Below are 19,625 nucleotides of genomic sequence, written 5' to 3' on the forward strand. Positions count from 1 at the left end.
CTGGATCAGCCTTCGATTTCAATCAGGATTTCGCCAGGGTTCACCCGGTCGCCTTTGGCCACGTGAACGGCGGTCACCTTGCCGGCAATCGCAGCCTGCACTTCGGTTTCCATCTTCATCGCTTCGGTGATCAGCACGGCCTGGCCGGCCTTGACCACATCGCCTTCCTTGACCAGCACATCGACGATATTGCCCGGCATCGCCGTGCTGACATGCCCCGGCTCGCTGGCCTGCTTGCGCTTGCTGCCGCCACCGCCGACGAATTCGTTGAGCGGTTCGAACACCACTTCTTCCGGCATGCCGTCGATGGACAGGTAGAAGTGGCGTTTGCCTTCGGCTTTCACGCCGACCCCGGTGATGTCCACGCGGTAGCTTTCGCCGTGCACGTCGATGACGAACTCAGTCGGCACGCCTTCACCACCGGCACGGGCCACGCCGCCGGCCTCAGGGATAGGCAGCAGCACCTCTGGCGTCAGGGTGCCGGCGTCGCGTTCCTCGAGGAACTTGCGCCCGATGTCCGGGAACATGGCGTAGGTCAGCACGTCTTCTTCGGACTTGGCCAATGCGCCGATTTCGCCGCGCAGCTTGGTCATCTCCGGCTTGAGCAGGTCGGCTGGGCGCACGTCGATCACTTCTTCGCTGCCGATGGCCTGGCGACGCAACTTCTCGTTCACCGTGCCCGGCGCCTTGCCGTAGCCGCCTTGCAGGTACAGCTTCACTTCGTTGGTGATGGTCTTGTAGCGCTCACCGGCCAGCACGTTGAAGAACGCCTGGGTGCCGACGATCTGCGAAGTCGGGGTCACCAGGGGCGGGAAGCCGAGGTCTTCACGCACCCGTGGAATTTCAGCCAGCACTTCGCTCATGCGGTTGAGAGCGCCCTGCTCTTTCAACTGGTTGGCCAGGTTGGAAATCATCCCGCCCGGTACCTGGTTGACTTGCACACGGGTGTCGACGGCGGTGAATTCGCTTTCGAACTGGTGGTACTTCTTGCGCACGGCATAGAAGTACAGGCCGATCTCTTGCAGCAGCTCCAGGTCGAGGCCGGTGTCGAATTCGCTGCCTTTAAGGGCGGCGACCATCGACTCGGTGCCCGGGTGGCTGGTGCCCCAGGCGAAGCTGGAGATCGCGGTGTCGATATGGTCGGCACCGTTTTCGATGGCCTTGAGTTGGCACATCGCAGCCAAACCGGCGGTGTCGTGAGAGTGGATAAAGATCGGCAGGCTCTGCTCGGTTTTCAGCGCCTTGACCAGCTCACCGGTGGCATACGGAGTCAGCAGGCCGGCCATGTCCTTGATCGCGATCGAGTCGCAACCCATGGATTCCAGCTGCTTGGCCTGGGCCACAAAAGCCTCGACGGTGTGCACCGGGCTGGTGGTGTAGGCGATGGTGCCCTGGGCGTGTTTGCCAGCGGCTTTTACCGCCTCGATGGCCACGCGCAGGTTACGCACGTCGTTCATGGCATCGAAGATGCGGAATACGTCGATACCGTTGACGGCAGCCTTGGCCACGAAGGCCTTGACCACATCGTCGCTGTAATGGCGGTAGCCCAGCAGGTTCTGGCCACGCAGGAGCATTTGCAGGCGCGTGTTAGGCAACGCGGCGCGCAGTTTGCGCAGGCGCTCCCACGGGTCTTCCTTGAGGAAGCGTACGCAGGCGTCAAAGGTGGCGCCGCCCCAGACTTCCAGGGACCAGTAGCCGACTTTGTCGAGCTTGTCACAGATCGGCAGCATGTCGTCGGTGCGCATGCGGGTCGCCAGCAACGATTGGTGGGCGTCGCGCAGGATAGTGTCGGTTACGAAGATTTTCTTGCTCATTATTATGTTCCTCACAGGCCTGCGTGGGCGGCGATGGCGGCGGCGATGGCCAGGGCCAGCTCTTCGGGTTTGCGCTTGATCGAGTAGTTGGTCAGCTCAGGGTGGCTTTCCACAAAACTGGTGTTGAACTGGCCGCTGCGGAATTCCGGGTTACGCAGGATTTCCTGGTAATAGGCGGCAGTGGTCTTCACGCCTTGCAGGCGCATGTCGTCCAGGGCACGCAGGCCGCGGTCCATGGCTTCTTCCCAGGTCAACGCCCAGACCACCAGTTTCAGGCACATGGAGTCGTAGAACGGCGGGATGGTGTAGCCGGTGTAGATCGCTGTGTCGGTACGCACGCCGGGGCCGCCGGGCGCGTAGTAACGGGTGATCTTGCCGAAGCTTGGGAGGAAGTTGTTCTTCGGGTCTTCGGCGTTGATGCGAAACTGCAACGCGAAGCCACGGTGCTGAATGTCTTCCTGCTTTACCGATAACGGCAGGCCTGAGGCGATGCGGATCTGCTCGCGGACAATGTCGATCCCGGTGATTTCTTCGGTGATGGTGTGTTCCACCTGCACCCGGGTGTTCATCTCCATGAAGTACACCTCGCCTTCGGCGAGCAGGAACTCCACGGTGCCGGCATTCTCGTAGCCCACGGCCTTGGCCGCGCGCACCGACAGGTCGCCGATGTAGGCGCGCTGTTCCGGGGTCAGTTGCGGGCTCGGAGCGATTTCGATGAGCTTCTGGTTGCGGCGCTGGATCGAGCAATCGCGCTCGAACAAGTGCACCACGTTGCCGAAGCTGTCACCAAGGATCTGCGCCTCGATGTGCTTGGGATTGACGATGCATTTTTCCAGGAACACTTCCGCCGAGCCGAAGGCCTTGGTGGCTTCGGAGATCACGCGGGGGAAGGCTTGTTCGAGTTCTTCACGGCTGTTGCAGCGACGGATACCGCGACCGCCACCACCGGAGGTGGCCTTGAGCATCACCGGGTAACCAATGCGGTCGCCTTCGGTGAGGGCCTCGGCGATGTCGGCAACGTTGCCTTCGGTACCGGGCGTAACCGGCACGCCGGCCTTGATCATGCTGCGGCGGGCTTCAGTCTTGTCGCCCATGCGGCGAATCACTTCAGCCGAAGGGCCGATGAATTTAATTCCACGTTCGGCGCAGATATCCGCCAGCTCGGCGTTTTCCGACAGGAAGCCGTAACCGGGGTGCAGCGCATCACAACCGGTTTCCACCGCCAGGTTCACCAGCTTGCGCGGGTTCAGGTAGCCGGCCAGCGGCTCGGCGCCAATGCTGTGGGCTTCGTCGGCACGCTTGACGTGCAAGGCATGGCGGTCGGCGTCCGAGTAAACCGCGACCGAGCGAATGCCCATCTCGGCGCATGCACGCACGATTCGTACGGCAATTTCACCACGGTTGGCGATCAGGATCTTTTTTATCACTTGGAAATTCCCTTGAGCCGATTGCTGCGTTCTTCGACCCGCTGGAGCCGGGTCGGCGCGTGACCAAATGTTTCAAGCCAGTCGCAGGCACACACTAAGCCCGTGGAGGGATTAACAAAAATCAATAATTATTGGGTCGTGCATAAGTAAAGACTTATAGTTGGCCGGCCGGCCTGGGGAGAGAGGAATCGAATAATGCGTAAGTCTTTGATGCGTATGACATTGCGTCAATTGCAGATCTTCAATGAAGTGTGTGATTTGCGCTCCTACAGCCGCGCCGCCGAGGAAATGTCTCTCACACAACCGGCCGTTAGCCTGCAAATTCGCCAGCTGGAAGAGCTGATCGGCCAGCCGCTGTTCGATTATGTCGGCAAAAAGCTCTACATGACCGAAGCTGCCGAAGCCTTGCAACGGGCCAGTCGGGATATCTTCGGACGCCTGGAAAACCTCGATATGCAGCTGTCGGACATGCAGGGTTCTTTGCAAGGCCAGCTAAAGCTCGCGATTGAGTCCAGCGCCAAGTACTTCGTGCCGCACCTGTTCGCCGCGTTCAAGCGCCAGCATCCCGAAGTACAGCTGCACCTGACCGTGGTCAACCGCGCCCAGGTGATTCGGCGCCTCTCCGACAACCGCGACGACCTGGTGATCATGTCCATGGTGCCCCAGGACATGGGCCTGGAATTCCTGCCGTTTCTCAACAACCCGATCGTGGCCGTGGCCCCACCCGATCATCCCTTGAGCCTGCAAGGGCCGCTGCGCTTGCAGGACTTGGAACCCTACACGCTGTTGCTGCGCGAACCGGGTTCCGGCACACGGCTGGCTTGCGAGGAGTATTTCAAGGAGAAACGCGTGCACTTCACCCAGACGGTGGAAGTGGCCTCCGCCGAGGCGCAACGTGAATGCGTCTGCGCCGGCCTTGGCGTGGCCTTGCTGACGCGCCACGCGGTCAATATGGAACTGGCCACCGGCGGGCTCAAGGAGCTGCCGGTGGAAGAACTGCCGCTGTACCGCAGTTGGTGCCTGGTGCAGGCCAAAGCCAAGCGCCTGTCACCGGTGGCCCATGCGTTCCTGGGCTTTATCCGCAGCGAACGGGTGCAGATCAGCGCGTTGGCTGAACGTTTCGCTGGGCAGCCGCGGGCGCCTGCCAATGGAGTTCCGGGTAGTCACTGATGCTCTGCTGCAGCTGACGCTGGTCGCAGCGGTCTTCGATTGCGCGACGGAACGCCATGCGGCGCTGGTCTTCCTGCTGACGACGGGTTTTGACGGAGCTGTTGCTGTCTTCGTAGGGCCGGGCCATTTGGAGTCTCCCAATGCGAGTACGGGGAGTACAGGATGGGTTGTAGCGATGACGGTTTAACGGCGTAGGGGTTACAGGACGATGAATCTTCCGAATAGGTAAACAATCCAAATGTGGGAGGGGGCTTGCTCTCGATTACGGTACATCAGCCGATTTCTCTTTGACTGACCCACTGCTATCGGGAGCAAGCCCCCTCCCACATTTTGAGCGTGTATGGCCCTGGATCAGTCGTCGAGGGCTTTGACGGACTTGGGCGACAACCGCAGGCTGCGCAAGCTGCGCTTGACGCTCTTGAGGTGGTTGACCAGGCTCGGGCCCCGCGCCATGGCCACGCCCATCGCCAGCACGTCGATCACCACCAGGTGAGCGATACGCGAGGTCAGCGGGGTGTAGATCTCGGTGTCTTCGTGCACATCGATCGCCAGGTTGACCGTGGACAGCTCCGCCAACGGCGTCTGGCTCGGGCACAAGGTAATCAACGTCGCGCCGCTTTCACGCACCAGGTTGGCGGTGATCAGCAGGTCTTTGGAGCGGCCCGACTGGGAAATGCAGATCGCCACGTCGGTCGGCTTCAAGGTCACCGCCGACATCGCCTGCATGTGCGGGTCGCTGTAGGCCGCCGCGGTCAGCAGCAGGCGGAAAAATTTGTGCTGGGCGTCGGCCGCCACCGCACCGGACGCGCCGAAACCATAGAACTCCACACGCTGGGCCTGGGACATGGCGGTCACCGCCTTTTGCAACTCCACCGGGTCAAGCTTCTCGCGCACCTCCATGAGCGTGTGCAAGGTTGTGTCGAAGATTTTCAGGCTGTAGTCGGCGACGGAATCGTCTTCGTGAATCGCAAATTGGCCGAAGCTCGCGCCGGCGGCCAGGCTCTGGGCCAGCTTGAGCTTCAAGTCCTGGAATCCGGAGCAACCGATGGCGCGGCAGAAGCGCACGATGGTCGGCTCGCTGATGCCCACACTGTGGGCCAGATCGGCCATGGAACTGTGCATCACGGCCGCAGGGTCAAGCAGCACGTGATCGGCAACCTTGAGTTCCGATTTGCGTAACAGGTGGCGCGACTGGGCGATATGTTGCAACAGGTTCAAAGGGCAGGACTCTTGTTATTGGCGGGGCCAGGGATGTAGCAAGCTTGTAGTTATACTACAAGAATTGTCGTTTTGCCCGCCCGATGCATCACTAAATCGCCCTGATGCCCTTTGAATCAGCGGGTAGCTGCCTTGTAGCCATATGGGCGTGAGGACTGTCTTCAGGGAAAATCTGCATTGCTGCGTAACAAATCTGCCAGCCCCTCGGCCTCCATCGGCCGACTGATCAGGTAGCCCTGCACCTCATCGCATCGTTCTGTACGCAGGAAATCCAGCTGCTGCTGATCTTCCACGCCTTCGGCCACCACCTTGAGCGCCAAGCCGTGCGCCATCGCAATGATCGCTCGGGTAATAGCGGCGTCTTCCCGCCCCTGGCCGAGGCCGCGGATAAAGGTCTGGTCGATCTTCACGTAATCCACAGGGATACGCTTGAGGTAACTGAGGGATGAATAGCCGGTGCCAAAGTCGTCGATCGCCAGCTTCACGCCCAGGTCCCGCAGTTGCTGGAAGGTCGCAATGATGTGTTCAACACTGTCGAGCAACTGGCTTTCGGTCAGCTCCAGCTCAAGGTATTGCGGGTCCAGGCCGGTCTCTTCCAATACCTGGCGCACCAGGCTGACCAGCTTGCCCTGGCGCAACTGGTGCACCGAGAGGTTCACCGACACGCGGATCGGTGCCAGACCCTGGCGCTGCCACTCACAGGCCTGCCAGCACGCCTGGCGCAGCACGAATTCGCCCAGCGGTACGATCAGGCCCGTTTCTTCGGCCAGGCCGATAAAGTCGCCTGGCGGCACCATGCCCCATTGCGGGTGCTCCCAGCGGATCAGCGCTTCGGCAGCGTTAAGCTTGCCCGTGGCCAGGCACAGTTTCGGCTGGTAGAACACCGTGAGCTGGCGCTCATCAATGGCCTTGCGCAGATGGTTTTCCAGCTGCAAACGCTCCAGGGTGCTGGCTTGCAGGCTGTCGGTGTAGAACTGGAAGTTATTGCCGCCCAGGTGCTTGGCGTGCTGCATGGCCATGTTCGATTGACTGACCAGCGCAGAAATTTCCCGCGCGTTATCCGGCAACAGACTGATCCCCATCGACGCACTCACCACCAACTCATGCCCTTCTACCGTCACCGGCACCCGCAGCTTGGCCAGCAGCCGCGTGGCCACTCGGGCCAGGCTCGACAGGTTGCCGTAGGCGTCGAACAGCACGGCGAATTCATCGCCGGACAAACGCGCGATGGTGTCGGCCTCGGGCAAGGCATTGATCAACCGACGGGCCATTTTTTGCAGCAACTGGTCGGCCACTTCATGACCCAGGCTGTCATTGAGCAACTTGAAGCGGTCGAGGTTGATATGCAGCAACGCCAGGCTGCGCCCGCCTTGGCGTACACGCTGATGCGCCTCGCGCAGCCGTTCGCGGAACAACGAGCGGTTGGCCAGGCCGGTCAACTCATCGTAGTGGGTGAGGTAGCGCATGCGCTCCTCGGATTCGCGCCGCGCTGACAGATCGGCGAAGAAGCCCACGATATGGCTGACGTTTCCGCGAACATCACGCACTACATTCAGTTGCAGCCACTGTGGATACAGCTCACCGTTCTTGCGTGTTTCCACCAACTCGCCCTGCCAGGTGCCGTGGCTGAGCAAGGCTTGGCGGATCACCGGGAAGTGGCGCCGGGCATCACGGCTGCTGGGCAGCTCGACGACATTGCGACCGAGCATATCGTCGATTTCAAAGCCGGTGACGCGGCTGAAAGCCTGGTTGACCGCGATCAGCGCGTAGTCCGGGTCAAGGATCACGATGCCTTCGCTGGCTGCCTCGAATACGGTCGAGGCCAACCGCTGCTGCTCTTCCAGGGCTTTGCCGGCGCTGATGTCGCGGCGGGTGCCGAGCATTCGAATCACTCGCCCGCTGGGTGCACGCTCCACGGCGCGACCGCGGTCTTCGATCCACACCCAGTGGCCATCGCCGTGGCGCACGCGGTATTCCACCTGGTAATCCTCAGTGCGTCCTTTAAGGTGCTCCACCAGCGCCCGCTTGAGCAGCGGCAGGTCGTCAGGGTGCAGGCGCGGCTTGAGGTGACCGAGCATGGCCGTGACGTGCTCGGGCTCCAGGCCGAACAGCTCCTTGAGCTGGGTGTGATGAACCTCGTCGGTTTGCAGGTTCCAGTCCCACAGGCCCAGTTCACTGGCTTGCAGGGCCATGGCCAGGCGCGCCTCGCTTTTATTCAGGGCAAGGCTGGCGGCGTCCAGTTCCTGGCTGCGTTGCGCCATGCGGTCCTGCAGGCCGACTTGCGCCTCACGCAGCTCCTGCTCAACCTGACGCCGCTGCTCGACTTCGCGCACCAGATCCTGATTCAGTTGCTCGCTGCGCTGCTGCGCCTGCTGCAGATGCTCGATCAATGCCTGGTTCTGGAACCGCCGCAACAGCCCACGCTGGATCAGGCGATTGACCTGCCACGCCACCACACTCAGGGACGCCAGCAGGATCAGGCCAAGCACACCCCAGCCCTGTTGCTGCGGGGCGCCACTCCAGAACAGATAGACGATCGCCGGCACCAGGCAGGGCAAGGCAAAGGACAAGAACGCCGGAAAGCTCACTGCGTAGGCGACGCTGGCTGACAACGTCGCCGCACCGATCAGGCCGAACACCCAGGCCTGCTGGATAAAGCTGTCGACCGGCACCAGGGCGATGGCTGCGGTGGCCAAGGTCAGGCCACTGACCGCCGAGCCGAGCATGAACATGCGCCGCCAGATCGGTTGGGCCTGCCGGCTGGGCATGGCTGAATCAAAGGCTGCCACCTGGATCACGCGCATCGCCACCAGGGCCAGCAGCCAGACCAGCCAGATGCTGTCCAGCAGGTATTGCTTGGGGTTCCATAGCAGCCAGGCGCAGACCAGGCCGTTGACCAGCATTAATAAGGTGGGCAGCAATGAGCCCTGATAGAGCAGGCGTGTGCGCTCGACCGCCATCTCGGTGGCGTAATGTTTGCGGATAACCTGCGCGGGCGCCGCCGAGGGGCCGAGCAGGTCGTTGCTGAGAGTCATAGGCAGTGTTCTTATAATGGTGAGCCCGAAACGTCGACGGAGCATACACAAGCAAGCGCTTGGGCCAAACTGCTCCAGATCATAAAAATCATGCAGTGATTGGCCGCAAACCTTGGTGCCAGACCCCTTGAGCAAGACACCGCGCGGGCTGTGGGCCATGACTTACCGGTCATCAGTCACGCCGGAATGTTTGCCCCGGTGGGATCACGCGTGACGTTTTGCGTCGACCACCCGGCATTGGGATTTGCCCGAGTCTCCTTAGGCCCATAGAATGCGCCGATGCGCGATGATCTCTCTCTTTTGCTGAACTCTCTCAACGATGCCCAACGCCAGGCCGTAGCGGCCCCCGTTGGCCGTCAGTTGGTCCTGGCCGGTGCTGGCTCCGGTAAAACCCGAGTGCTGGTGCACCGTATCGCCTGGTTGATCCAGGTCGAGAACGCGTCCCCGCACTCCATCCTGTCGGTGACCTTCACCAACAAGGCCGCTGCCGAGATGCGCCATCGCATCGAGCAGTTGATGGGCATCAGCCCGGCCGGCATGTGGGTGGGCACCTTCCACGGCCTGGCACACCGCCTGCTGCGGGCACACTGGCAGGAAGCGGGCCTGGCCCAGACCTTCCAGATCCTCGACAGCGATGACCAGCAACGCCTGGTCAAGCGCGTGATCCGCGAGCTGGGTCTCGACGAGCAGCGCTGGCCGGCGCGCCAGGCCCAGTGGTTTATCAACGGCCAGAAAGACGAAGGCCTGCGCCCGCAGCACATCCAGGCCAGCGGCGATTTGTTCCTGGCCACCATGCGCAGCATCTATGAGGCCTACGAGGCGGCCTGCGCACGCGCCGGTGTCATCGACTTCTCCGAGCTGCTGCTGCGCGCCCTCGACCTGTGGCGCGACAACCCGGGCTTGCTGGCCCATTACCAGAAACGCTTCCGTCACATTCTGGTGGACGAATTCCAGGACACCAACGCCGTGCAGTACGCCTGGTTGCGCCTGCTGGCCAAGGGCGGCGACAGCCTGATGGTGGTGGGCGACGACGACCAGTCGATCTACGGCTGGCGTGGCGCGAAAATCGAGAACATCTACCAGTATTCCGAAGACTTCCCGGACGCGGTCACCATCCGCCTGGAGCAGAACTACCGCTCCACCGCCGGCATCCTCAAGGCCGCCAACGCCTTGATCGCCAATAACACCGGGCGCCTGGGCAAAGAGCTGTGGACCGACGGTGGCGAAGGCGAAGCGATCAACCTGTACGCCGCGTTCAACGAGCACGATGAAGCACGCTACGTGGTGGAAACCATCGAAAGCGCACTGAAAACCGGCCTGGCGCGCAGCGACATCGCGATCCTGTACCGCTCCAACGCCCAATCGCGGGTGCTGGAAGAGGCTTTGCTGCGCGAGCGCATCCCGTACCGCATTTATGGCGGCCAGCGCTTCTTCGAGCGTGCGGAAATCAAGAACGCCATGGCTTACCTGCGTTTGCTCGAAGGCCGTGGCAACGATGCGGCGCTGGAGCGGGTCATCAATATCCCGGCGCGCGGCATCGGTGAGAAAACCGTCGAGGCGATTCGCGACCACGCGCGCCATGCCGATGTGTCGATGTGGGAGTCCATGCGCCTGCTCATCGCCAATAAAGGCCTGACGGGGCGTGCTGCTGGCGCGCTGGGGGTATTTGTCGAGCTGATCGAGAACCTCGCCGCCAAATGTTCGGAAATGCCCCTGCACCTGATGACCCAGACGGTGATCGAGCAGTCCGGGCTGATTGCCTATCACGAAGCGGAAAAAGGCGAGAAAGGCCAGGCCCGGGTAGAAAACCTTGAGGAACTGGTCAGCGCCGCCCGCGCGTTCGAAAACACCGAGGAAGACGAAGAGTTGACTCCGCTCGCCGCTTTCCTCGGCCATGCATCCCTGGAAGCCGGCGACACCCAGGCCGATGAGCATGAAGACAGCATCCAGTTGATGACCTTGCACAGCGCCAAGGGCCTGGAGTTCCCGTATGTGTTCCTGGTGGGCATGGAAGAAGGCCTGTTCCCCCACAAGATGAGCCTGGAAGAGCCCGGCCGCCTTGAGGAAGAACGCCGCCTGGCCTACGTAGGCATCACCCGCGCGATGCAGAACCTGGTGATGACCTACGCCGAGACCCGACGCCTCTACGGCAGCGAGACCTACAACAAGGTGTCGCGCTTCGTACGTGAAGTGCCGAAGGGCCTGATCCAGGAAGTGCGCCTGTCCAACAGCGTCAGCCGCCCGTTCGGCGGCGGTCAGCAGCAGAACTCCAGCAGCATGTTCGCCGGTTCCGAGATTCCGGAAACCCCGTTCAGCCTGGGCCAGCAGGTCAAGCATGCGATCTTCGGCGAAGGGGTGATTCTCAACTTCGAAGGCGCCGGTGCCCAGGCACGGGTGCAGGTGAACTTCGCCGAAGGCAGCAAATGGCTGATGATGGGCTACGCGAAGCTCGAAGCGGTCTGAAACATTTGCCAACATGAAGGTTATTGGCCCGCCCTTGTTTTCAACGAGCGCGGGCCAATATCTGTAATAAGTCCTACAGACCATTCTGATTCGGTCTTACGCAAAAGCCCGAAACATTATGTCGCTAGCCACTGTCACTACACCTGTGCAACATGGCGCGCGTGCAATCCACAAATGGGAATTCCCTTTATGAAACGTTTTCTTAGCATCGCCATGGCGTTGTGCATCGGCCTGACGATGAGCCTCGACGCCAACGCCAAACGCTTCGGTGGCGGCAAAAGCTCGGGCGCGGCACCGACTCACCAGACCAGCCAAATGGCTCCATCCGCCGGTGCAGGCGGTGCTGCCGCGACCGCAGGCGCAGCCGGTGCTGCTGGCGCCGCTGCCAAGGCCGGCGGTGCTTCGCGCTGGTTGGGCCCTCTGGCCGGTATCGCGGCCGGTGGCCTGCTCGCTTCCATGTTCATGGGCGACGGCTTCCAGGGCATGCAGATCTTCGACATCCTGATCATGGCGGTCATCGCCTTCCTGGTCTTCCGTTTCATCGCCGCCCGTCGCCGCAAGCAGCAGGAGCAGCTGGCTCCAGCCGGCGCGCCGATGCAGCGTGAAGTGTTCGAACAGAAGCCAGCCATGGGTTCGATCTTCGGTGGTTCGGCAGCGCCTGCCGCAGCCCGCCCGGTGATCAACGCACCGGCCTGGTTCAACGAAGAGCGTTTCATCGAAGCGGCCCGCAGCCACTTCCAGTCCCTGCAGCAGCATTGGGACGCCAACGAAATGGACAAGATCTCCGAGTTCGTGACCCCACAACTGCTGGAGTTCCTCAAGCGCGAACGCGCCGACCTGGGCGACGGCTTCCAGTCGACCTATATCGACGACCTGCGCGTGCAACTGGACGGTGTGGATGATCGTGCCGACAAGACCATCGCAACGTTGACCTTCAGCGGCGTGTCGAAGACTTCGCGTTTCGACCAGGGTGAAGTGTTCAGCGAAAGCTGGAACATGGAACGTGCCCCAGGCGACAACCAGCCATGGCTGGTCGCCGGTATCCGCCAGAACGGCTGATACCCACGCGCTTGAGCAAGCCGTAACAAAAAACCCCGGACCTGTCCGGGGTTTTCTATTTCACGGTTGCACTTATAGCAAGCTACTGTATAAAACCCCCCTATAAACCGCGCCATCAGCAAGAGGATCCCGGACGTGGAAGAAATCATCGAACAATTGCGTGAAGCCAACGAACCGGTCCCGGTTCCCCTGGAACTGCCTGATGAAGATCAGTTGGTGGAAATCGAAGAACAGCTGTTCATCGACATCCCGTTTGTCTTTCGCGAGTTCCTGCTGACCGTCAGCGATGTCGTGTACGGCAGCCTGGAGCCGGTGACCGTCACCGACCCGCAGTCGCACACCTACCTGCCGGACGTGGCCGCCAACGCATGGGATGCCGGCGTTGACCGCAGCATGATCCCGATCTGCCAGGACGGCGACGATTACTACTGCGTCGAAGAAGACGGCACCGTGGTGCTGTGGTCCGGCGAAGAAGAACTCGTCACCGAAGAAACCTGGGAGTCGGTGTGGCACTGGGCGCGGGACGTCTGGCTGGAAAGCTGACACCTGATCCCCCTGGCGAACGGGCTTGCTGTAGTGAGCGGGCTTGTCCCGCGCCGGACCTCGTAGCGGCCCCCACTAGTGCTCCGGCGTATCCTTATGGTTATCCAGCGTCTCCAGCAAGGCGACCTGCATCCGCGTATGCACACGGATGAACCATCGCCAGAGCACGGCCGCCACCGCCGCCGTGACTGCGGCAATCAGCACCAGCAACTTGTTGGTCGGCAGAATACTGGCCGACAAAGCTGCCAATAGCACAAAGATCACCAGCAGCGACAAAATCGGGATCAGCTCCGCAATCACCCGTCGCACCCGCTGGGTATGTCGCCCGGCCATTTCCGGTTTCACGCTCATCTCCGCCAGCAACATCGACAGCGCCTTGAGCTTGCGGTACGCCGCAATCAGGAACGGCAGCGACAACAGCAATGCCCCACCCCAGATCAACGCCTTCTGCCAACTTGGATCACTGATCCAACCCTCCAGATACCCGCCAATGCGCACCGCGAAAAAGCTTCCGGCGAAGAAAATCGCGATCACCAACGCCAGGTTAACGCCCACCTGCAGGATGATCTTGCGGATCATCGACGCCAGCATTGCGCCCTCGCCCTGAGGCTGAATACTGCGCAACCATTCGCCGTACATGCCAAACACCCGGCTCATGCGCTTTGGCATCACGGCGGCGATCTTCAATGACAAAGGGTCGGCAGCGCGAATCAGGTATGGCGTGAGCAGTGTAGTGATCGCCGAAACGGCCACCGCCACCGGATACAGGAAGTCGCTGGTGACCTGCAAGGTCATGCCCAGCGCGGCGATAATGAAGGAAAACTCGCCAATTTGTGACAGCCCCATGCCTACGCGCAATGAGGTACGGCCGTCATTACCGGCGATAAAGGCACCCAGGCCGCAGGACAGCATCTTGCCCAACACCACGGCCACGGTGATCACCGCGATCGGCCAGGCGTATTGCAGGAGAATCTGCGGGTCGATCATCAAGCCGATCGCCACGAAGAAGATCGCGCTGAACATGTCGCGAACCGGCTCGATCAGGCGCTCGATCTTAACCAACTGCCGGGATTCGGCCATGATCGCGCCGATCAGAAACGCCCCCAGCACCATGCTGTACTCCAGCTTGACCACCAGCAGGCAGAAACCGAAACACAGGCCCAGTACGGTGATCAGCAGCATTTCGTTGCTTTCGAACTTGGCCACGTAGGCCAACAGGCGCGGCACCAGCAAAATACCGATGACCAACGCGACGATCATGAACAGCGAGAGCTTGCCGACCGTGGAGAACACCTCGCCGGAACTCACCGTACCGCTGACGGCGATGCTCGAGAGCAAGGCGATGATGCCAATGCCGAGGATGTCTTCCACAATCAGCACACCAAAAATCAGTTGGGCGAAGCGCTGGTTTTTCATCTTCAGGTCATTGAGTGCCTTCACGATGATGGTGGTGGAGGAAATTGCCAGGATCGCGCCGAGGAACAGCGAGTCCATGGTGTTCCAGTCGAACCAGCGGCCAATCTCGTAGCCGATCCAGATCATCAGGATGATTTCCAGGAAGGCCGCGATAAACGCCGTGGCCCCCACCTTGAACAGTTTGCGCAGGCTGAACTCCAGGCCCAGGCAGAACATCAGGAAGATGACCCCCAGCTCGGCGAGGGTCTTGATGGTGTCTTCGTCGTGGATCAGGCCGAACGGCGGTGTGTGCGGGCCAATGATGAAGCCGGCGACGATGTACCCCAGCACCACGGGTTGCTTGAGGCGGTGAAACAGGACGGTGACCACCCCTGCCACCAGCATGATCACGGCCAAGTCCTGAATAAAGCTGATGGCGTGCATGGCGAGGGGCTCCTTGAGGGTACTGGCGCTTTTCCCACTTCCGCACGCGCCTTTGAAAAATCGCAAAGTGCGGAAGGAAAAGTCTGCCTTAATCGTAAGAAATGCCCTGAGATGGGCTTTTGAAGGTTAACACCGCGACTTCCGCCGGAAAGCCGGTGCAATATATGGAAACAGATCGGTGAACGCGTGACGGCAAGCCGCCCACCGGCGTCCCGTAAGGGATGGCGCTGCAAAGATCCCAGCACCCGCAGAGGTGCCCCCCAACCAATGCCTACAACCCGTGAGTGTGCTATGGAACCCGGAAACGCCCAGCTGTCGATGACGGTATTGATGACCCCTGACATGGCCAACTTCTCAGGCAATGTCCACGGCGGCACCTTGCTCAAGTACCTCGACGAAGTGGCCTACGCCTGCGCGAGCCGTTATGCCGGTCGCTATGTGGTGACGTTGTCGGTGGATCAGGTGATTTTTCGCGAGCCGATCCATGTCGGCGAGCTGGTGACATTCCTTGCATCGGTCAACTACACCGGCAATACGTCGATGGAAGTGGGCATCAAGGTGGTGACCGAGAACATCCGCGAGCGCTCGGTACGTCATACCAACAGCTGTTTCTTCACCATGGTGGCCGTGGACGACCAGCGCAAACCCGCTGCCGTACCGCCGCTGCAACCGCACAACAGCGAAGACAAGCGCCGGTTCGTGCAGGCCCAGCAGCGCCGGCAGATCCGCCAGGAGCTGGAGAAGCGCTACCAGGAAATCAAGGCGGACGCGCTGTAAGTCCGGGACTGTAAACCCTCCCGCACTTACAGGCTGATCGGCGTCGCCTCGAAACGTACGCGAGGATGGGCGATGCGGTCCTGGGCGCGTACCAGTTCCAACTCGTAACTGGCGCAGGCCTGGGTTTCCAGCAGCACTTCGTGCACCGCCGCGGCCGTGAACTCAAAAGCCGCCAGCAGACTGTCACCCAGCAACACCCGCGCCAGGAACAGCCCCGACGTCAGGTCGCCCACGCCCACCGGCTGGCGCGGGAACGCCAGCAGCGGCCGACGCAGGTGCCAGCTGCCCTCGGCGGTTACCAGCAGCATCTCGAAACCGTCCGGCAACTTGCCCGGGTAATCCAGGTGCTTGACCAGTACCGCCTTCGGGCCACGGGCCAGCAATGCCTTAGCCATGCCCAGGCAGTCGAACAGCGATTGCGGCTTACGCCCGGCAAAGCTATCCAGTTCCAGTTGGTTGGGGCACAGGAAGTCGGCCATGGCCGCAGCTTCATCCAGCAGGAAATCGCTGACTTCCTGCGGCACGATGCAGCCCTTTTCCGGATGGCCCATCACCGGGTCGCACAGGTACAGGGCCTTGGGGTTGATGGCCTTGATGCGCGCCACACCGGTAAGAATCGCGCGGCCCTGATCCGCACTGCCCAGGTAGCCGGACAGGATCGCATCGCAGTTGCCCAGCTCGCCGATGGCGGCAATGCCTTCCACCAGCGCAGGAATCTGCTGCGGCGCCAACACTTCGCCCGCCCACTGACCATACTGCGTATGGTTGGAGAACTGCACCGTGTTCAGCGGCCAGACATTTACCCCGACCCGCTGCATGGGGAACACGGCGGCGCTGTTTCCGGCGTGGCCAAAGACCACATGAGACTGGATCGCAAGCAGATGAGGTGTGCGTTTCATGCAGGGGATTTCCGTAAAGCCATTGAAATTCTGGCCGCGCAGTATGCGACTAAACGCAGCCTGTACGACAGGCCGACGACACAGTTAAGCTGCTCTCACTTTGTTGGAGTTTTTCGCATGCTCACCCTGGGAAACATCTTCGTGTTGATGCTGCTGGCGACCGGTGCCGCCTGGGTATGGCACAACCACGGCCTGCGAGAGCGGGCGCTCGCGCGGGTCAAGCAGCATTGTGCCAAGCTCGATATCGAATTGCTCGACGGCGCCGTGGCGTTAAAGCGCATCGGTTTTGTGAAGGATGCCAACGGTCGGCGGCGTCTGGCGCGTATCTACAATTTCGAGTTCACCGTCACAGGCGAGACTCGTCACAGCGGGACCATCACACAATTCGGTGCCCACAGCGCGCAGATCGAACTGGCGCCCTACCCGTTCGAGGTCAAGGAAGCGCTGCCCAGCGCCAATGTGATCGAGCTGAGCCAATGGCGCCAGGACCACGCCACCAAGAACCGTCAGTAACGGCAGGCAGCCAGTGCGGCCTGCAATGCGGCCACGTCCTGTGGTGCGCTGAAGATCAGTTCGATACGTGAGTCGCGACGCCATTCGCTGGGTTGCCAGACGAGCGGGCTGTTATCCACAGCGTTGGCCGAGATCCACCCATCACGGCTGTGGATAACCAGTTTGGCGCGGCACCACTCTAGCCCTGTCAGCCACAGGTGCAGACGCTCGGAATCGAATTGCTGGCTCGGGTGCCAGCGCCAACCGATACTCCAACCGCCCTCCTGGGCCTGACTCAGGCAGATCGGCACTGCCGGATCGCTCCAGATAGCCGGCAATTGAGCCAGCCCCTTAGGCACGGCGAAGTTATCCACAGCAGCTTCAGCCTGTGCCTTCAAGCCTGGCAGTTTGCCGAGCGGCACGTGCGCCTGTTGGGTCCAATAAATATCGCGGTCGGGTAGCTGTCGTTCGACCGCCTCGCGTTGCCCAGCATCCAGCCCCTCATCCTTGTTCAGCACCAACAGTCCGGCACTGGCCAACGCTTCCTGCTGCGTTGGCGGTAAGGGTTTGCCCGCTGCCAGCGCCTGGGCATCCAGCACCAGCACACAGGGCTGAACCGCCAGCACCTGCTGCCACGGCGCTTCGCGCAACTGCTTGAGCAACTGCGCAGGATGGCCCAGGCCCGAGGGTTCGATAAACAACCGATCCGGCTTGGCCTTACGCAGCAACCGGCCCAGGCCTACCTGGAACGGTGCGCCATTCACACAGCAGAGGCAGCCACCGGCAACTTCACCGAGGGCAATGCCGTCGTCATCCAGGGTCAGCAGTGCAGCGTCCAGGCCGATCTGGCCGAACTCGTTGATCAACACCGCCCAGCGCTCGTTGGCCGGGCGTTGGGCGAGCAGGTGCTTGATCAGGCTGGTCTTGCCGGCGCCCAAGGGCCCGGCAATTACGTGGGTGGGAATGTTCTGCAGCATGAGAGCCATCGTTCGGACCGTGTAGAGCGTTTGATCCTACGCGGTTACGCGAGCCAATCCAGCGTCAGAATCAATCGGCGCTCATCCGCTTTCAGCGCGGGGGAGCGATGGATCAGGCCGTGGTCTTCGTTGCCATGCCATTTAGTGCCTTTGAGCAGCGCCACTTCACCGCACTGGATCTGTTCGATGCGCTGGCTCGGTTCGGCGTCCGGTTGGCTGAGCTTGCGGCGGTCCATCGCCCCTTCGCGCAACCACTGGCTGCCGATGCCGGCATAGGTGGTGATCAGCCGCACCGGCACATGGTCAACGTGAAAACGGGGGCACATGGCTTTATCCAGCAACCGCAGGCGCACACCGATGCGCTTGGCGCCGAGCAGGCACGCAAAGGCGCTGACCAGCCACGACACATCGGCGATAAAACCTTCGTAGCCTTCAAGATCGCGGTAACTGGACGCCAGACCGCGCAAGTTCGGCTCGGCGTCCTCTCTGTTGAGTTCGATCACCAAGGACTCGGCCAACGGCTCATTGAGCGCCACCAGCAAAGTGCCGAATTCGGCGATATGCAACGGCAATTGACGCTGCCACAGCGCCAGGTTCACGCCATCTTCGAGAATATCGGACAGCGCCAGCGGGGTGTCACCACTGGTCTGGCGAACCACGGGGCGCAAGGGGATAACCGGTGCCAACATCAGGCAACCTCTTCGTACCAGGGACCAAACGGATCAGCCAGCAGGCGCCAACCTTCGACGCCCAGGGCCATTTCTTCATCGGTGAGCAAGCACGCGTCCAACTCGGTACGCATCCGCGCGAAGTCGATGTTCTGTCCGATAAACACCAGTTCCTGACGGCAGTCGCCGGTACTGAGCTGCCAGTTACCCATGATTGCCGCGACGCTTTCTTCGTCTTGGGGCCATTGGCTTTTCGGCACAAAGCGCCACCAGCGTCCGGCAAACCCATGGCGCATCAAGCCACCGGCCTGGGACCAACTGCCGGCATCCTGATGCTTGCTGGCCAGCCAGAAAAAGCCCTTGGAACGCAGCAATTTACCGTTGACCCAAGGCCGGTCGATAAAGTCGAAGAAGCGTTGCGGATGGAAGGGGCGCCGTGCGCGATAAGCGGTGGACGCGATGCCGTACTCTTCGGTTTCCGGCACATGTTCACCACGCAACTCCTGCAACCAGCCTGGCGCTTGCGCGGCGCGTTCGAAGTCGAAGCGGCCGGTGTTGAGGATCTTGTTCAGCGGCACTTCGCCCATGACCATCGGGATGATTTCCGCCTGGGCATTGAGGCGCTCAAGGATCGCCATCAGCTCTTCGCGCTCACAGCTGCTGATCAGGTCGATCTTGCTGATCAGGATCACGTCGGCGAATTCGATCTGCTCAATCAACAGGTCGGTGATCGAGCGTTCGTCCTCCTCTCCAAGGGTTTCGCCCCGTGAGGCGAGGCTTTCGGCAGCCTGGTAGTCGAGCAGGAAGTTCATGCCGTCGACCACGGTGACCATGGTGTCCAAGCGCGCGATGTCGGCCAGGCTTTGCTCGTTTTCATCACGGAAGGTGAAGGTTTCAGCCACCGGCAACGGCTCGGAGATACCGGTGGATTCGATCAACAGGTAATCGAAGCGACCTTCCTTGGCGAGTTTTCCGACTTCTTCGAGCAAGTCTTCACGCAAGGTGCAGCAGATACAGCCGTTGCTCATCTCCACCAGTTTTTCTTCGGAACGGTTGAGGGTGACGTCACGCTGCACCTCGCTGCCGTCGATGTTGATTTCGCTCATGTCGTTGACGATCACCGCCACGCGCAGGTTTTCGCGGTTGCGCAGGACGTAGTTGAGCAGCGTGCTTTTACCGGCGCCGAGAAAGCCGGACAACACGGTAACGGGGAGACGATTGGGCATCAGGTAATCCTCATCAGG

At 61.2% G+C, this 19,625-nt stretch carries 16 protein-coding genes; 6 read left to right on the forward strand and 10 right to left on the reverse strand.

All coding sequences use genetic code 11. The features are described 5' to 3' along the window. Positions 1 to 5: 5 nt before the first annotated feature. Both oadA and M2397_RS19520 read right to left on the reverse strand, forming a co-directional pair. Positions 6 to 1,814 carry a sodium-extruding oxaloacetate decarboxylase subunit alpha gene (gene oadA / locus M2397_RS19515; protein ID WP_167655902.1) on the reverse strand — a complete coding sequence of 603 codons (1,809 nt, stop codon included), beginning with the start codon at positions 1,812 to 1,814 and terminating at the stop codon, positions 6 to 8. A gap of 11 nt (positions 1,815 to 1,825) precedes the next feature. After that, complete coding sequence (locus M2397_RS19520; protein ID WP_003213442.1) at positions 1,826 to 3,241, reverse strand: acetyl-CoA carboxylase biotin carboxylase subunit; 1,416 nt, start codon at positions 3,239 to 3,241, stop codon at positions 1,826 to 1,828. A 195-nt stretch (positions 3,242 to 3,436) separates the two neighbouring features. Here M2397_RS19520 and M2397_RS19525 point away from each other — a divergent pair, with 195 nt between their 5' ends. Further along, entirely contained in the window at positions 3,437 to 4,411 is a 975-nt protein-coding gene (locus tag M2397_RS19525; protein ID WP_131697704.1) for a LysR family transcriptional regulator, read from the forward strand. Here M2397_RS19525 and M2397_RS19530 read toward each other — a convergent pair. From M2397_RS19530 to M2397_RS19540, 3 genes are all read right to left on the reverse strand, one after another. Further along, positions 4,341 to 4,538, reverse strand: coding sequence for a PA3496 family putative envelope integrity protein (locus M2397_RS19530; RefSeq protein ID WP_074848013.1), 198 nt, complete (start codon positions 4,536 to 4,538; stop codon positions 4,341 to 4,343). The genes M2397_RS19525 and M2397_RS19530 overlap by 71 nt on opposite strands. Before the next feature lie 224 nt (positions 4,539 to 4,762). Beyond that, a complete protein-coding gene (gene hexR / locus M2397_RS19535; RefSeq protein ID WP_010168370.1) occupies positions 4,763 to 5,629 on the reverse strand; it encodes a transcriptional regulator HexR in 867 nt (288 codons plus the stop codon). 161 nt (positions 5,630 to 5,790) lie between these two features. Continuing rightward, on the reverse strand, positions 5,791 to 8,664 hold the full coding sequence (locus M2397_RS19540; protein ID WP_259244263.1) for an EAL domain-containing protein: 2,874 nt from the start codon (positions 8,662 to 8,664) through the stop codon (positions 5,791 to 5,793). Positions 8,665 to 8,943: 279 nt separating this feature from the next. Between M2397_RS19540 and uvrD the strand changes: the two genes are divergently transcribed. The 3 genes from uvrD to M2397_RS19555 all read left to right on the forward strand — a co-directional run bounded on the left by uvrD (position 8,944) and on the right by M2397_RS19555 (position 12,729). Then, positions 8,944 to 11,127: a DNA helicase II gene (gene uvrD, locus M2397_RS19545; protein WP_131697706.1), complete on the forward strand. Its 2,184-nt coding sequence runs from the start codon at positions 8,944 to 8,946 to the stop codon at positions 11,125 to 11,127. A gap of 189 nt (positions 11,128 to 11,316) precedes the next feature. Continuing rightward, complete coding sequence (locus M2397_RS19550; RefSeq protein WP_131697707.1) at positions 11,317 to 12,186, forward strand: Tim44 domain-containing protein; 870 nt, start codon at positions 11,317 to 11,319, stop codon at positions 12,184 to 12,186. A 135-nt stretch (positions 12,187 to 12,321) separates the two neighbouring features. Continuing rightward, positions 12,322 to 12,729: an SMI1/KNR4 family protein gene (locus tag M2397_RS19555; RefSeq protein WP_017739032.1), complete on the forward strand. Its 408-nt coding sequence runs from the start codon at positions 12,322 to 12,324 to the stop codon at positions 12,727 to 12,729. Positions 12,730 to 12,804: 75 nt separating this feature from the next. Here M2397_RS19555 and M2397_RS19560 read toward each other — a convergent pair whose 3' ends face one another. Continuing rightward, positions 12,805 to 14,568, reverse strand: a complete 1,764-nt coding sequence (locus M2397_RS19560) for a cation:proton antiporter (protein ID WP_131697709.1) — start codon at positions 14,566 to 14,568, stop codon at positions 12,805 to 12,807. Between the two features lie 291 nt (positions 14,569 to 14,859). Here M2397_RS19560 and M2397_RS19565 point away from each other — a divergent pair, with 291 nt between their 5' ends. Further along, positions 14,860 to 15,345 (forward strand): acyl-CoA thioesterase, encoded by a 486-nt coding sequence (locus M2397_RS19565; RefSeq protein WP_003177014.1) that lies wholly within the window; start codon positions 14,860 to 14,862, stop codon positions 15,343 to 15,345. 26 nt (positions 15,346 to 15,371) lie between these two features. Here M2397_RS19565 and pdxY read toward each other — a convergent pair whose 3' ends face one another. Then, entirely contained in the window at positions 15,372 to 16,244 is an 873-nt protein-coding gene (gene pdxY / locus M2397_RS19570) for a pyridoxal kinase PdxY (protein WP_027608215.1), read from the reverse strand. Positions 16,245 to 16,361: 117 nt separating this feature from the next. Between pdxY and M2397_RS19575 the strand changes: the two genes are divergently transcribed. After that, positions 16,362 to 16,757 (forward strand): DUF3301 domain-containing protein, encoded by a 396-nt coding sequence (locus M2397_RS19575; protein WP_065926772.1) that lies wholly within the window; start codon positions 16,362 to 16,364, stop codon positions 16,755 to 16,757. Here the strand turns inward: M2397_RS19575 and M2397_RS19580 are convergent. Genes M2397_RS19580 through zigA form a run of 3 tightly spaced genes read right to left on the reverse strand, consistent with a single transcriptional unit; the run spans position 16,751 to position 19,607 of the window. Further along, positions 16,751 to 17,713, reverse strand: a complete 963-nt coding sequence (locus M2397_RS19580; RefSeq protein WP_259244264.1) for a GTP-binding protein — start codon at positions 17,711 to 17,713, stop codon at positions 16,751 to 16,753. The two genes, M2397_RS19575 and M2397_RS19580, sit on opposite strands and share 7 nt — an antisense overlap. A gap of 44 nt (positions 17,714 to 17,757) precedes the next feature. After that, positions 17,758 to 18,402, reverse strand: a complete 645-nt coding sequence (locus tag M2397_RS19585) for a DUF1826 domain-containing protein (protein WP_259244265.1) — start codon at positions 18,400 to 18,402, stop codon at positions 17,758 to 17,760. Beyond that, entirely contained in the window at positions 18,402 to 19,607 is a 1,206-nt protein-coding gene (gene zigA, locus M2397_RS19590) for a zinc metallochaperone GTPase ZigA (protein WP_167655897.1), read from the reverse strand. Before zigA ends, M2397_RS19585 begins: the two co-directional genes overlap by 1 nt. Positions 19,608 to 19,625: the final 18 nt, after the last annotated feature.

The organism is Pseudomonas sp. BIGb0381 (genome assembly GCF_024809815.1).
Classification (GTDB): Bacteria; Pseudomonadota; Gammaproteobacteria; order Pseudomonadales; family Pseudomonadaceae; genus Aquipseudomonas.

Bases quoted from the DNA above. Each gene is read 5' to 3' on its own strand.
- oadA (WP_167655902.1), bottom strand. From the start codon at position 1,814: ATGAGCAAGAAAATCTTCGTAACCGACACTATCCTGCGCGACGCCCAC.
- M2397_RS19525 (WP_131697704.1), top strand. From the start codon at position 3,437: ATGCGTAAGTCTTTGATGCGTATGACATTGCGTCAATTGCAGATCTTC.
- M2397_RS19530 (WP_074848013.1), bottom strand. From the start codon at position 4,538: ATGGCCCGGCCCTACGAAGACAGCAACAGCTCCGTCAAAACCCGTCGT.
- M2397_RS19540 (WP_259244263.1), bottom strand. From the start codon at position 8,664: ATGACTCTCAGCAACGACCTGCTCGGCCCCTCGGCGGCGCCCGCGCAG.
- uvrD (WP_131697706.1), top strand. From the start codon at position 8,944: ATGCGCGATGATCTCTCTCTTTTGCTGAACTCTCTCAACGATGCCCAA.
- M2397_RS19550 (WP_131697707.1), top strand. From the start codon at position 11,317: ATGAAACGTTTTCTTAGCATCGCCATGGCGTTGTGCATCGGCCTGACG.
- M2397_RS19560 (WP_131697709.1), bottom strand. From the start codon at position 14,568: ATGCACGCCATCAGCTTTATTCAGGACTTGGCCGTGATCATGCTGGTG.
- M2397_RS19565 (WP_003177014.1), top strand. From the start codon at position 14,860: ATGGAACCCGGAAACGCCCAGCTGTCGATGACGGTATTGATGACCCCT.
- pdxY (WP_027608215.1), bottom strand. From the start codon at position 16,244: ATGAAACGCACACCTCATCTGCTTGCGATCCAGTCTCATGTGGTCTTT.
- M2397_RS19575 (WP_065926772.1), top strand. From the start codon at position 16,362: ATGCTCACCCTGGGAAACATCTTCGTGTTGATGCTGCTGGCGACCGGT.
- M2397_RS19580 (WP_259244264.1), bottom strand. From the start codon at position 17,713: ATGCTGCAGAACATTCCCACCCACGTAATTGCCGGGCCCTTGGGCGCC.
- M2397_RS19585 (WP_259244265.1), bottom strand. From the start codon at position 18,402: ATGTTGGCACCGGTTATCCCCTTGCGCCCCGTGGTTCGCCAGACCAGT.
- zigA (WP_167655897.1), bottom strand. From the start codon at position 19,607: ATGCCCAATCGTCTCCCCGTTACCGTGTTGTCCGGCTTTCTCGGCGCC.